Annotated in this window: 9 protein-coding genes; 2 read left to right on the top strand and 7 right to left on the bottom strand. The window is 62.1% G+C overall.

What is annotated here, in order from left to right; all coding sequences use genetic code 11:
- The first annotated feature begins 263 nt into the window (after positions 1-263).
- Entirely contained in the window at positions 264-1,991 is a 1,728-nt protein-coding gene (locus tag VJ698_RS06585; protein WP_324102188.1) for a sigma-54-dependent Fis family transcriptional regulator, read from the top strand.
- 40 nt (positions 1,992-2,031) lie between these two features.
- Here the strand turns inward: VJ698_RS06585 and VJ698_RS06580 are convergent, their stop codons facing one another.
- From VJ698_RS06580 to VJ698_RS06570, 3 genes are all read right to left on the bottom strand, one after another.
- A complete protein-coding gene (locus tag VJ698_RS06580; protein ID WP_324101922.1) occupies positions 2,032-3,066 on the bottom strand; it encodes an FAD:protein FMN transferase in 1,035 nt (344 codons plus the stop codon).
- Positions 3,063-5,168: a 4Fe-4S binding protein gene (locus tag VJ698_RS06575; RefSeq protein ID WP_324101921.1), complete on the bottom strand. Its 2,106-nt coding sequence runs from the start codon at positions 5,166-5,168 to the stop codon at positions 3,063-3,065. Before VJ698_RS06575 ends, VJ698_RS06580 begins: the two co-directional genes overlap by 4 nt.
- A 397-nt stretch (positions 5,169-5,565) precedes the next feature.
- Positions 5,566-6,477, bottom strand: coding sequence for a serine hydrolase (locus VJ698_RS06570; protein ID WP_324101920.1), 912 nt, complete (start codon positions 6,475-6,477; stop codon positions 5,566-5,568).
- Positions 6,478-6,941: 464 nt separating this feature from the next.
- Between VJ698_RS06570 and VJ698_RS06565 the strand changes: the two genes are divergently transcribed.
- Complete coding sequence (locus tag VJ698_RS06565) at positions 6,942-9,671, top strand: calcium-translocating P-type ATPase, PMCA-type (RefSeq protein ID WP_324101919.1); 2,730 nt, start codon at positions 6,942-6,944, stop codon at positions 9,669-9,671.
- Positions 9,672-9,675: 4 nt separating this feature from the next.
- Here VJ698_RS06565 and VJ698_RS06560 read toward each other — a convergent pair whose 3' ends face one another.
- The 4 genes from VJ698_RS06560 to VJ698_RS06545 form a co-directional block, all read right to left on the bottom strand.
- Entirely contained in the window at positions 9,676-10,056 is a 381-nt protein-coding gene (locus VJ698_RS06560) for a DUF1850 domain-containing protein (protein ID WP_324101918.1), read from the bottom strand.
- Positions 10,053-12,140, bottom strand: a complete 2,088-nt coding sequence (locus VJ698_RS06555; protein ID WP_324101917.1) for a TRAP transporter permease — start codon at positions 12,138-12,140, stop codon at positions 10,053-10,055. The genes VJ698_RS06560 and VJ698_RS06555 overlap by 4 nt, the downstream gene beginning before the upstream one ends.
- A gap of 71 nt (positions 12,141-12,211) precedes the next feature.
- A complete protein-coding gene (locus tag VJ698_RS06550; RefSeq protein WP_324101916.1) occupies positions 12,212-13,171 on the bottom strand; it encodes a TAXI family TRAP transporter solute-binding subunit in 960 nt (319 codons plus the stop codon).
- Between the two features lie 387 nt (positions 13,172-13,558).
- Entirely contained in the window at positions 13,559-14,416 is an 858-nt protein-coding gene (locus tag VJ698_RS06545) for a 2OG-Fe(II) oxygenase (RefSeq protein WP_324101915.1), read from the bottom strand.
- Positions 14,417-14,600: the final 184 nt, after the last annotated feature.

Genomic DNA, 14,600 nt, shown 5'->3' with positions numbered 1-14,600 from the left:
CTCCACACAGGTGATACAGTCACGTATTCACCAGTGACGGCGGTCTGCGCTCTGATGAAGAGACAACAGGAGTAGAAGTGCTGACAATCCAGAGATCGGACATCGCCTCCGACGCGCATCGCGCCTCGCCGAACGATCGACGCAAGCAAATCATCGAGGAAGCACACGAACGCTCTGCCGCGTATGGTTTGTCCAGGTCCGCACCAGTTTCACCCGGCGCGGCGTGCGCCGTGGACCTGAAGCAGGCTATCGAGAAAAACACCATGCTCCACGCGTATGCCGTTCCTGTGATGGAAACGCTTGGCGAGCAGATCGCCAACACCGGCAGCATGGTGGTGCTGACCGGCCCCGCTGGGGTCGTGCTTCATGCCATCGGTGATCGCGATTTTGTCGAAAAGGCAAGCGACATTGGCTTGCAACCCGGCGTGCGATGGTCGGAGTGCAGCAAGGGAACGAATGCCATCGGCACCGCCATTGTGGAGCAAGCGCCGACGGTGGTCCACGCCGATGAACACTACCTCGCCGCGAACCGATTCCTTACCTGCTCCGCCGTGCCGGTCTTCGACCATCAACAGCAGATCGCCGGCATACTCGGCGTAGCCGGCGACCATGCCAGTTTCCATCATCACACCATGGCACTGGTGCGCATTTCCGCGCAGATGATCGAAAACCAGTTGTTCTCGACCACATTCCGGAATGCGATCACGGTCCATTTCCACAGCCGGCCGGAAGTCATCGGCACGCTGATGGAAAACACGGTGGCATTCACGGCCGGAGGCCGTTTCCTGTCGGCCAACCACAGCGCGATGCGGCAATTCGGCTTGCCGCGATCGGCGCTGGAGACACACACGTTCAGTTCGCTGTTCGGCCTGCCGCTCTCCGAATTATTTGAACACTATTGCAAGCTATCGCCGGGCCTGCTGACGCTGCGCCTATACAACGGCGTGCGCGTTCATGCGCGCGCCGAGCTGCGCATCCCGGCCGGCGCCGGCGAGGCGACGGCCGTCTCCACCATGGCGGAGACACCCCGCCCGTCGAATGCATCGCCTCGGTTTTCAAGCCTGCACTACCTGAACACCGGCGATCCGCAGGTAGCGAACGTCATTGACAAGGTGGGAAAGGTAATTGGCCGGGATATCCCGATCCTCATTCTCGGCGAGACAGGGACCGGCAAGGAACTGCTGGCGCAGGCGATCCACAACGATTCCCCGCGCGCCGGCGGGCCGTTCGTAGCGGTCAATTGCGCATCGATCCCGGAAACACTGATCGAGTCCGAGCTGTTCGGTTATGAAGACGGCGCTTTCACCGGCGCGCGCAAGAAAGGCAGCATCGGCAAGATTCTGCAGGCGAATGGCGGCTCGCTATTCCTCGACGAAATCGGCGACATGCCGCTCAACCTCCAGGCGCGGCTGTTGCGCGTGCTCCAGGAGCGCACCGTCACGCCGCTTGGCTGCACCAAGTCCTATCCGCTGAACATCGCGCTGATCTGCGCGACCAACCGCAACCTGCGGGAACAGATCGCGAGCAATGCTTTCCGCGAGGACCTCTACTATCGCCTGAACGGTCTCGTGATCAAGCTGCCACCACTGCGCGAGCGCACCGATATCGAGACGGTGGTCGACAAACTGCTCGCCGCCAATTCGGGCACTGTGCGGCGGACCATTTCACCGGAACTGATGCAGGTATTCAAGCGCCACAGGTGGCCGGGCAATGTCCGCCAGCTTGCAAGCCTGGTCCGCACGGCGATCATCATGGCCGGCGACGAGGAGGAAATCGGAATGGAGCATATGCCGGACGACTTCCTGGAGGACATCGGTGCCATGGCGCTGGCGTCCAGCGGTGAACAGCAAGCTGCAAGCGGGAGTACGCTGGAAGATATCGAACTGGCAATGATGCGCAAGACACTGGAAGAGCTTGGCGGCAACGTATCGGCGGCAGCGCGGGCGCTGGGTGTGTCGCGCAATACGATTTACCGGAAGATGAATTTCTGAACTTGCGCCGACGACAGGCATAAGCGCAGCGGCACATCATTCACGCTGACGGAAAGTCCGCCGACTGCCATCGCGCGCCGGCCTTGTCGATCAGCAGCGCATCGACATTCTCCAGGCTCGCCACCAGCTTCTTCGCTTTTGCCTTGCCCATCACCATCAATGCAGTCGACAAGGCATCCGCGACGATTCCGGTCGGCGCGAGGACCGTCACGCTCGCCAGCTCGGGCGGCGATTTCCCGGTGTGCGGATCGAAGATGTGATGCTGCGCATAGTCGGTGCTGAAATGCGTTTCGTAATCACCCGACGTGGCCACGCAGCGTCCATCCATGGGAAATGCCTCCGGCATCGGCTCGCGCTTGCGCGGGTCTTGCACGGCCAGCAGCCAGGGCCGCGACTGGTCGCGCGATCCGATCGCGCCGTACTCGCCGGTATCCAGCAGTGCATGCCTGATGCCGCGCTCCCGCACCCTCGCCAGGGCAAGGTCGGTTGCGAAGCCCTGCGCGATGCCGTTCAGGGTAATGGCCATGCCGGGCTGCAGTAACTGTACCCGCTTTCCATCGAACGCCAGATGCTGCCAGCCGACGAGCATACGCGCATGGTCGATCCGTGCATCGTTCGGCAGGCCGCCCGCCCTCTCGGCCTGTTCATAGGTTCGCCATAGCGGTTGCACCGTCACGTCGAACGCGCCGTCGGTCAGCATCGACAGGTCACGCGCCGTTTTCAGCACGGTGAGCAGGTAGGGATGCGGCCGCTCAAGACTGCCGCTCGCGTTCAACGCGAACACCTGGCTTGTCTCGCGATGGATGCTCATCAGCGCATCCACTTTCTTCGCTTCGGCGAACGCATCCTCGATGGCCAGGTTTGCCTGCCGCTCGTCAGCATGCAGCAGCTGAACCGAGATGGTCGTGCCGAAGGCGAGATCGAAACCGCGATAGAGGCGTTCGCCGGACTCGCCCGGTCTGCCCCTGAGAACGGTTCCCGGCAAAGCGTGGTTGTCGATGATTTTCCAGCCGCTGGCAAGCGCCGCCGTGCCGAGCCCGACGGAGGCAGCCATGAATTTTCTACGTCGCATCATGCTTTCTTTCTCTCTGCTACCTGGATGGGAATGGTGCGCGCGCGCTTCGCTTCCATGATCAGCGGCGCGCACTGTTCGTCGCTTCGATAAATCACGACGCATTCCATGCACTGGAAACAGTCTTCATAACGAATGCTGCCGTCCTGTTCGATCGCCTGATATTGGCAGCGATGGCGGCAGGTCTGACATGGCGATCCGCATTCCGTGCGGCGCGGCAGCCAGCGAAAGAGGCGAACGCGCCCGAACAGCGCAAGGCCGGCGCCCAGCGGGCACAGGTAGCGGCAGAACATCTTGTAGACCACCATGTTGGCAAGCAGCAGCGCAAGCGCATAGAGGACGAACGGCCAGGAACGCTGGAATCCCAGCGTGATGGCAGTCTTGAAGGGTTCTACTTCCACCGCCTTGTCCGTGATCGTCGATGAGAACAGTGCGCTGGCAACGATGCCGGCGAAGACCAGGTACTTGATCTTCCTGAGCCGCGCATCGGTGCGCGGCCGGAACCTGAGCGTGGGAATGCGAAGCCATGCACCGAGCTTCGCGATTCCTTCCTGCAGTGCGCCGAACGGGCACAGCCAGCCGCAGAAGGTGCCGCGCCCCCAGAAAAACAGCGATGCGACGACCGCAGACCAGAGGATGACCGTGGGCGGATCGAACAGAAGGAAGCCCAGCCCGCGCCCTTCCTTCAGCGCCTGCACGACGCTGGTGATGTTGACGATGGAAAGCTGGCCCTGCGCGTACCAGCCGATGAACACCAGGGTGAACAGCAGGTACGCCCGCCTGAACCAGGCGAAGCGTGTCGCGTTTGCCGTCAGCTGCTTCTGCCTTGCCAGCGCGACGAACAATATGCCGATGGCGGCCACCATGATGCCAAGTTCCGGCCAGCGCTGCTTCCAGATCCCGACCCAGGACTTGTTGTCTCCTTCTGCGGGAATGATGAAACGCTCCGGCAGCTGGTATGAAACCTTGAACTCCTTCCTGACACGCTCGGGATAGATCACGCCCTTGAGACGCGTGACGTTGAGTGCAAAGTCGAGCGGCAGCGCCGGATCAAGCCCGGCCTGGCTGATGACGCGAAAAACCTTGACGGTGTCGCCGTTGGCTGCAAGTTGCTTCGGCAACGACAGGTCAAGATTCACGTCGCGCATTTCCAGCGGCAGCCCGCCCTGCGTCAAGGCCAGGCGTTCCGGTACGCTGCCCGGCGTAAAGTCGTCGGGCACAATGCTGTACCTGCCGCGCGAGATGACCAGGAAGGCGTGATCGCCCTCTTCCAGCCTGCCCTTCAGCCTGTTCCATTGTGCCTCGCCGAGGAGGTTGCGCCCGACGCTCGGCACAGAGAGATAACCGATCTGCAATTCGACGAAGGGAGCGTCCGGCGCGGAAACCGCTTGCGGGTCGAGACCGCTTGCGTCGGTTCCCGCGAAAGCTTTTTCCACGTCGGCATTTTTCAGCACTACGCGCTGCAGCAATCCGCTTTGCATCAATTCGTCGACACTATGCTGCTCGAACAGATCGGCGCGGATGCGCGCCACGCGTTCGGGATCGCCTTTGCCGGAGAAGCCGAGCTTGCCGCGCGCCACTTTGAGCGCCGACGACAATATCGTCTGGTTCAGGATGCGCACCGAAGCGGTTGCCTTCGTCACGCCGTCGATATGTACATTGGCGGCATCACCGTGATCCATCTGCCGCTGCGTTCCGTTATCGATGGAGATGTTCCGCATCAGCGAGATCCCGCGGTACTGGCTGACGAATTTGAACAGCGGCGCTTCGCCCAGGCCGTCGAGGAACACCGGCTCATGGTGCGACAGCACCTGCACGTTCAGGAAATTGCCGTTATGGTCGAGCGCCACCAGCAGGTTCATCGGCACGCCGGAGAAGCCGGGAATCGGCGCGAGGTCGATCGATTCGAACACATAGCCGACCAGTTCATCGGACGTGGCGTTCTGCTGGAAGATCGGCCATACCGGCAAGGTCGCATCCTTCATCCCCACGATGTAAGGCGATGGGAACCTCTTGACCATCGCGTCGTGGGTCATGACGCCGGCCAGCGCAGACGACGCGCAGGCCGCGAACAGGATCAGGGCCGAGAGGATTGCGCGCAGCATGGCTGCACACTCCCTGCAAAATGGCCGGGGCATGACGGCAACATCATTGTGGTCTCCAATCTGTTCTTGTTACGCCCTTGAAGGCGCCTCGCGTATTGCGGTGACGGGGCAAATGGCGTGCCAAGCGGGCTCGCCGAGGCAGAACGAATGCAGACCGGCCGCAAATGCCAGCCCGACGGCACCTGCGCGGATTGCCGGGTCAGGCCAACAGCACGCGGCCTGCCCTATTCCTGAACAGATGGAGGATGACTGCGCCAATCTGACACAGTCGAAAAAACAGGTTGCGGAAGGCTTGCCGGCGACATCGCGGTCCTTTCCGTGTCTCGCGTGCTTTCCGCGAGCGCCAACAAAAAGGCCCGGCGAACCGGGCCTTTCGATGTACAGGAGAGCGAACGAATCAGACCGTGCGACGCTTCTTGCTGTGCTTGATGCTGCCTTTCGTCTTGACCAGCATGATGCCGGACTTCGCCGACCTCGTCCTGTGCGCGACGCGGCGCGGCGCCGCCTTCGCGGCGTACAGCGGCTCGCCGTTGACGTAGCGCTGGATGTTTTCCGCATCCAGCACGCGCGCGGCCGTCGCCTTGGCGTTCAGCAGGACCAGGATCATGTTCTTGCCGGCTGACTGGAAGCGCATCACCAGGCAGCGCCCGGCTTCCTGCGTGAAGCCGGTCTTGGACAGCAGGATATCCCAGCCATTGCTGCCAACCAGGCGGTTGGTGTTGTGGTAGTGGACCATGCGGCCATTCATGTCGATCAGATCTTCCGTGCCCGTGGTGAGCCGGCTGATTTCAGAATAAGTCGAGGCCGCCGCGGCCATTTTCGCCAGGTCGGCAGCCGTGGAGCGGTTGTGCGGCGACAGGCCGGTCGGCTCCTCGATATTGGTCTGGTGCATTTCCAGCGCGGCGATCTTCGCCCTGACCGCCGAGACAAATGCCGGCATGCCGCCGGGGTAGGTGCGCGCCAGCGCATGGGCTGCGCGGTTATCGCTCGACATCAGCGCCAGTTCGAGCACCGACTGCCGCGGCAGGACTGCGCCGACCGGCACGCGCGACGAGCTGTTCTTGAGCGTATCGACGTCACTTTCGTCGATGGTGATCATCTCGTTCATGTCGGGCTTGGCATCGAGCACCACCATCGCCGTCATCAGCTTGGTCAGGGACGCGATCGGGACCACATCGTGCGAATTTTTTTCCACCAGCACCTTGCCGGAATCCTCCTCGAGCACGAGAGCATGCTGGGAGCTGAGCGGCAACGCGAAGGCGGACGCTGCCGTGCTGAGCAGCAGCGCCATCAAGGTTTTTTTGAACATACGAAAGGCGAAAGGCGAAATTAAAGGGTTGTTCTTCGGCACTAATCATAGCGTGTTTATGAGTCGCAACGTTTGCGAAAAGCAAAAGGATGACAAAATTTTTTCGGGATGTTGCGAACGGGTCTTGAAGAGAATTCAAGGCGCGGCGCTTGAGACGAACCGGGCGCTCGGCTGCCCGCTTCAGATGATGTCTTTTCAACACCTGGACGCTCTCACGTTCCGCCATGTCCACTGCTCCGGATGGACGTGCACGGGGCCTGCCATTCACGGATCTCGCCGGGCGGCGGGTGATATTGCTGACATCCGGGGGTGAACGCGCGGGCGCTGCCGTACAAGGGCACGGTCTTGATTCAGCTCAGGCGAACTCCAGGCAAATCTCAGGCAAACGATTTGCAGCGCCCCACTGTGCCAGCGGGATTGCGTCCTCGATCAAGGCTGGCAATGGCTATCCGCGATAGTATTGAATGTTGCAGCCCTACTATTTTTCGCCCATGCACGCTCCCCATCCCACTGCCGAAAAAGCTCCGCCCGCCGACGCATCCGATATGGCCGCATGGCACGCGCTGAACGTCGACGAGGTCGCGCGCCGGACGGGTGTCGCGCCGAAGAGCGGCCTGACGCATGAGCAGGCAGCGCAGCGCCTGCAGGCCAACGGCGCCAATCTCATCCAGGAAGCACCGCCGCGCCCCTTATGGCGCATGTTCATCGACCAGTTCACCGACTTCATGATCCTGATCCTGATGGCGGCAGCGATCGTTTCTGGATTTATCGGAGACCTGAAGGACACATTGGCCATCGTGGTGATCGTGCTGCTCAACGCGATCATCGGCTTCGGGCAGGAAGTGCGTGCCGAGCGCGCCATGGCCGCCTTGAAGAAGCTGGCGGCGACGCATGCCACCGTCCTGCGCGGCGGAGAGCACGCCGTCATCCCCGCGCAGGAACTGGTGCCGGGCGACGTGGTCCTGCTGGAAGCGGGCAATGTCGTGCCGGCTGACCTGCGCCTGGTCGAGTCGGCCCGGTTGAAAGTCGACGAAGCCCTGCTGACTGGCGAAGCGGTCACCGTTGACAAGAAGTGCGACGCACTGCCGCAACCGGATCTGCCATTGGGCGACCGGGTGAACATGGCCTTCAAGGGCGCAACGGCCACCTATGGCAGGGGCAAGGGCATCGTCGTCGCGACGGGCATGCAGACCGAGCTTGGCAAGATTGCACGCATGATGGAATCCGCCGAAGAACTCAGGACGCCCTTGCAAAAGCGCCTTGCTTCCTTCGGCAAGCGGCTGGGCCTCTCGGTCCTGGCAATCTGCGCTGCCATCTTTGTGGTCGGACTGATGCGCGGCGAGCCCGTGGTGCTGATGTTCCTGACCGCAGTCAGCCTGGCGGTTGCCGCGATCCCGGAAGCCCTGCCCGCGGTGGTCACGATTTCACTCGCGCTGGGTGCGCGCAAGATGGTGCAGCAGAATGCGCTGATGCGCCGCCTGCCGGCGGTCGAGACCCTGGGCTCGGTCACCTTCATCTGCAGCGACAAGACCGGCACGCTGACGCAGAACCGCATGCGCGTGGAAGAACTGTGGGCAGCGGGCGAACTCTCCCAGCAATGGATGGACACGCCGGCGCAGGAGCCATGGAACAGCCTGTTCGCTGCGCTCGCCTTGTGCAACGATGCCAGCCGCGGCCGCAACGGCGAGATAACGGGCGATCCGACCGAGGCGGCGCTCTATCTCGCTGCCAGCGAGCGTGGACTGCACAAGGTCGAGCTCGAAGCAAATGCAGCGCGTGTCTTCGAGCTGCCTTTCGACTCGGACCGGAAACGCATGACGACCGTGCATCGCCACGGGGAAGCATTCATTGCCTATACCAAGGGCGCACCCGAATCCGTACTGCCGCTGTGCACCGACGCGCTCACCAACGCACCCGGTGAGCAGGGCAAGGGGCACATCAACCGCACTGCGATGCTCGCCGCGGCGAAGCAGATGGCCACGCGCGGCCTGCGCGTGCTTGCCATCGCACAGCGCCACTGGCCCGTCATTCCCGAGAGACAGCAACATGCGGACATCGAATCCGGCCTCGTGTTCATCGGCCTCGTCGGCCTGATGGATCCGGCGCGGCCGGAAGCGCAGGAAGCAGTCCGCCTGTGCAGGTCGGCGGGCATCACGCCCGTCATGATCACCGGCGACCATGCAGCCACGGCGCTGGCAATCGCGAGTCAGCTTGGCATCGCAAACGACGAGCATGATGTGGTCACCGGCCCGGAACTGGCGGCGATGGATGATGAACTGTTCGCCTCGAAGGCCGCACATATCCGTGTGTATGCGCGGGTCGATCCGGCGCAGAAGATCCGCATCGTCGAAACGCTGCAGGCACGCGGCGAACTGGTAGCGATGACGGGCGATGGCGTCAATGATGCGCCGGCGCTGAAGCGCGCAGACATCGGCGTGGCCATGGGCAAAGGCGGCACGGATGTGGCACGCGAAGCATCCAGCCTCGTCCTGCTCGATGACAACTTCGCCACCATCGTCGGCGCAGTGCGCGAAGGCCGCCGCATCTTCGACAACATCCGCAAGTTCATCCGCTTTGCGATGACCGGCAATTCCGCGGAAATCTGGGTGATCTTCCTGGCGCCCTTCTTCGCCTTGCCGATTCCGCTGCTGCCTATCCATATCCTCTGGATCAACCTGCTGACGGATGGCCTGCCCGGACTCGCGCTGACGGCCGAACCGGCAGAAGAAGGCATCATGCAGCGCCCGCCTCGCCCGCCGCAGGAGAGCGTCTTCGCGCACGGCATGTGGCAGCACATCATCTGGGTCGGGTTGACAATCGCGGCTGTCTCGCTGTTCGCGCAGGCCTGGGCGCTTGATACCGGTTCGGCGCACTGGCAGACGATGGTATTCACCGTGCTCACCTTGTCACAAATGGCGCATGTGCTGGCGATCCGCTCGGAACGGCAATCCCTGTTCCACCAAGGCTTGTTCTCGAACCGGCCCTTGCTTGGCGCCGTGCTGCTGACCTTCGCGCTACAGATGGCAACGATCTACGTGCCGTTCCTGAATCCGGTATTCAGCACGCAGCCGCTGACTGCGGGTGAACTAGCGCTGTGCCTCGCGCTGTCGATGATCGTGCTGGTGGTTGTGGAAGTGGAAAAACTGCTGCTGCGCAGGGGCCTGCTGTACGGGGAGCCGGCACGCGAGTTGTGATGATTTACGGTGTCTCGCAGGGAAAGACTTCGACCACCGGCGCCTTTTCGTCCGGCCCGATGAGATCGCGCATCGGACGGCATGCGCCGTCCCAGCACATTTGATAGTCAGCCACGAAGCCGGAGCGGGCCAGCGTGAGCCGGGGCAGATCCGGCAACGCAGGACGGTAATGCCAGGCGCCGTTTTTGAGGACGGCGCCTTCCGGTGGTTCCATGCCGGCGCCATGCCCGCGCACGCGCGCCTCGACCAGCCGGAGGCGCTGGCCGACGACCCGGTAGTCCTCTTCCCACCGGATCTTTTCGATCGAATGCGTCCACGCCAGCGTGAAGCTTTGCAGGGGCAGCGCCACCGTCAAGGCGGCGGCTGCCAGACAGGTACCGATCACGCCAGTGCCAGCCTGCGTTTCTGCCAGACGTGCCACCCGAAGAAGACGATCGTCATGGCAAAACCGATCTCGTCGGTCAGCGGCACTGCGGCTACCAGCATCAGCGCTGCAACGGCTGCGAAGACGCGTTCAGCCGCTTTAAGCGGAGCGAACATGAAGCCCACTGCCGCGCCACCCCACAGCGTAATGGCAAGCAAGGCCTTGATGACGACATAGACCACTGCCGGTATCGTCCAGTCTCCCTGCAGCATCAGGGCCGGATCGTACACCGCCATGTAGGGGATGACGAAGCCGGCGATGGCAATCTGCGTGGCCTTGAAGCCGATCTTCATCGGCGAGTCCTTGGCGATCGACGCTGCCGCGAATGCCGCCAGCGCCACCGGCGGCGTCAGGTCCGCCATGATGCCGAAGTAGAACACGAACATGTGGCTGACGATCAGCGGCACACCGAGCTTGAGCAAGGCCGGGGCGGCGATCGAACTGGTGATGATGTAGTTCGGAATCGTCGGGATGCCCATGCCGAGCACCAGGCAAACGATCATGGTCAGCACCAGCGAAAGGAACAGGCTCGTCTCGCCCACCTGCAGGATGAAGCCGGCAAAGCTCGATGCGGCGCCAGTCAGCGTCAGCACGCCGATGATGACGCCGACGATCGCGCAGGCGATCCCCACCGGCAGCGCCTGCTTGGCGCCATCGACCAGGCTCATCTTGATCGTGTGCAGGGTCTTCATGCCGCCCTTGATCCGGGCGCAGGCCAGCACGAGCACCGCGATCACCGCGAGGATCGAGTAGATGCCCCACTGCACGAACGTGGCAGCAGCCAGCCCGACTGCGAGCCAGAACACATAACGGAAAGCCTGCTTCGACAGCGTGGCGGCAATCGCAGCGCCGAGGATCAGGATCGACGTCAGCGCGAGGCCGGTCATGCCCGCATACATCGGCGTGAAGCCATGGAACAGCATGGCGACCAGCGCGGCCAGCGGCAGGATCAGATACCAGCTTTCCTTGAGCGCGCGCCATGGGTTCGGGCACTGGTCCTTCGTCAATCCCGACAGGCCGGCACGGCCGGCTTCGAGATGCACCATCCAGAAGGCCGTGCAGTAGTAGAGCACCGCGGGAATCACCGCCGCCTTCACGATGCTGACATACGGCACGTTGAGCGTCTCGGCCATGATGAAGGCCACCGCGCCCATGACCGGCGGCATGATCTGGCCGCCCATCGAGGACGTTGCTTCCACCGCGCCGGCGAATACCGAGGTGTAGCCGAAGCGCTTCATTAGCGGGATCGTGAACTGGCCGACCGTCAGCACATTCGCCACGCCGGAGCCGGAAATTGTGCCCATGAAGCCGGAGGAGATCACGGCCACCTTCGCGGGACCGCCCTTTGCGTGTCCGACGAGGCCGAGCGCCAGTGAATTGAACAGGTTGATCATGCCGGCATGCTCAAGGAAAGCGCCGAACAGGATGAACAGGAAAATATAGGTTGCCGACACCATGGTCGGAATGCCATAGATGCCTTCGGTGCCGGTATAGAGCTGACCAACGATCTGATCGAACCCGTAGCCGCGATGTGCAATGACGCCAGGCAAATACTGACCGAACATGCCGTACGCAAGGAAGGTCGCGCACACCAGTGGCAGCGCCGGGCCGAGAATGCGCCGCGCTGCCTCGAACACCATGACCACGACGATGGTGCCGACCACCATGTCCGCCATGCTGGGGTCGCCCGCGCGCATGATCAGGTCGGATTCGAATATCCAGTGGTAGAACGACAGCGCGAAACCGGTGATGGCGAACAGCCAGTCATACCAGGGCACATGCGACAGCTTGCCGCCCTTGAATGCGGGGTACAGCAGGAAGATCAGCGGCAGCAGGAAGCCCACGTGCAGCGAGCGGATGACAAGGCTCGACAGCGGCGAAAATGCCGCGACGACGAGCTGGTAGACGGAAAACAGCAGCGAAAACGCGACGATCAGCTTCAGCGTTTTTCCGCCCAGCTTGCGCTGCACGCCGTGTTCCTGGAATTCCTCCTCGGCGGCGTGCGCGTGCCCGTGTCCGTGGGCGTGGAGGTCGATGTCGGACATGAAGTTCTCCTTGGGTGGTAGCGACGCGGGTCGGCGCATGTGCCGCCCGCGTTCTTATTGCTCTGGTTGTCTTACTTGATGACGCCCACTTCACGATAGTATTTTTCGGCGCCGGGATGCAGCGGCACCGGCATGCCGATCGTCGCAGCTTCGCGCCGGATCGACTTGGCGGCGGCATGCGCGGCCTTCAGCTGGTCCAGGTTCTCGAACATGGCCTTGGTCATCTTGTAGACGGTGTCATCGGACACGCCGGCGTGCGTCACCAGGAAGTTCTGCACGTACGCGGTCGGCACGGCCTCGGCCTGGCCCTCATAGGTATTGGCCGGGATCATGCCGGACTGATAGGCCGGATCGCCCACCTTCAGCACAACGTCACGAGGCACAGGCACAACCACCATCTTGATCGACGTGGCAAGGTCGCGCAGGGAGGAGACGCCAAGACCGGCCGACTGCAGAGTCGCGTCGAGCTGGCGGTTCTTCATCAGCTCCACCGACTCGCCGAACGGCAGGTATTCCACCTTCGCGAAATCACCATAGTTCATGCCGGCCGCCTTGAAGATGGCGCGCGCGTTGAGCTCGGTGCCAGACTTCGGCGCGCCCACCGAAATGCGCTTGCCCTTGAGGTCGGCCAGGGTCTTGATGCCGGAATCGGCGGAGGCCACGATCTGGATGTAATTCGGGTAGATGCCCGCCACGCCGCGCAGTTTCTTCAGGGGAGCGTTGAAGCCGGCTTCCTTGTCGCCCTTCCATGCGTCGGACAGCGAATCGCCAAGCGTGAATGCGATTTCGCCGCGCCCTGCTTGCAGCAGGTTCAGGTTTTCAGCGGACGCCTTGGTTGCCTGCACCGAGACCTTCGCATTGGGGATGGCCTTGCTGTAGATCTGCGACAGCGCCACACCGAGCGGGTAGTACACGCCGCTGGTGCCGCCAGTCAGTACATTAATGAATTGCTGTTGTGCATGAACCGGTCCTGCCACCAGCAGCGCAGCGCCCGCCAACATCACGAGACGACGTCCAAAGCTGAATTTCATCCTTATCTCCTATCTGTTATTGACAACTGGGTCAGCCGGAGGAATTCGAACAAGCGGTACGGCACGATCCGCCCTGCGTTCCTGCCTTGCGTTTCGTTCGCCGCTGGTGTCTTCCGGAAGATCCATGAGAGGCAAATGCCTTGTTCATTGTATTAGCACTTCGCGTGCCATGTGTATCGTTATTGCAAGAACACGCTAAGCCGTTGAAAAACCAGTATTTTTTATTTTCCGGAAAAGAAGTACGGAGATTCGCTGGATGGAAATCCGGAAAGGCGTACCGATCGTCATGCGAAAAACGTAACGATCGGGAAAGCCAGGAGCAGGAGGAGGAAGGAAATGGCGGAGCGGCGAACGCGCTCCGCGCGTATCAGGGAACTGCGGCTGCGCTCAGCGATACTCGCCTGCCCGCAACCACTTGGTGGCGATGAACTTCACGCCCTTTTCGACCGGCTCACCGGCATGCAGGGTCTTCCGGTCAGGCTCGCCGAAGGAATCGGTATTGGCGAAAAACACCGCGGAGCCTTTCTTCGGCTGCACCTGCAGGCCGATGTCCGGGAAGGAGGTGCCACCGCCCTGCTCGACGTCGCTCAGGTACATGACGACCGTGCCGACGCGCTGCCCACCACGCTCGAGATGCTTGCGCGGCCCGGGCATGGCCGGATCAAACCAGTCGTAGTGCGGACGGTATTCATTGCCTTTTTCATAACGCAACAATTGCATGCCTTCGCCGTTTTCGACCGGCCAGCGTACCAGTGCTGCAAGCCGCGCCTCGATGCGCGCCACCAGTTCCGTTTCGCTCCGCTGCATCATCGCGCCGCGACTCGTGCGATACGCAGTGAGCTCGTTGCTGCCGTCGCGATCCGCGACCACCGGCGAACGCTCGAGGCGCGTTTCCGCATAGTGGATCAAGGCATCGCATTCCTCATCGGCCAACAGCTTGCCTACCAGGACGATGCGCGGAGCCTTGAGGCTGAGGAGGATGTCGACGACGCGGTCGCCTGCCAGCACGGTATTCGCGCTGGTATCGATTTCCGGCAAGGCTTGATGCTGGCGCGGCGGGCGTGACTGACGTACCGGTGCGCCGCGCGCCTGCTCGATGGCGGCGTAGGCGAGCCGCGGGTCGAACCGGCCATCGCGGACCATCACGTCCGCCATGCTGGAAGGTTCGCAGGAGCGAGCCAGGTTTTCCTCGATCCAGATCTGCCATTCTTTCGGCAGGCTTGCCAGCGGGGATGCCATCAACATACAGGGACTCTTTCGCAAAAAGGGGCAGACGATGCTTAAAAAATATGCAACAAGCCATGCTGCAAGCACGGTCATTTCTATGTCGCAAGAAAAGAAGGAAAGTTCCCCATGGCATGAACGACGCTGCAAATAGTGTCGCCTACCGCCAGCCCAGTAGCGAAATGTCTATAGAAAACAGCAAGGA

Origin of the sequence: Noviherbaspirillum sp. (assembly GCF_035254685.1) — a bacterium.
Classification (GTDB): domain Bacteria; phylum Pseudomonadota; class Gammaproteobacteria; order Burkholderiales; family Burkholderiaceae_D; genus Noviherbaspirillum.
This window is presented reverse-complemented; position numbering and strand designations above follow the sequence as displayed.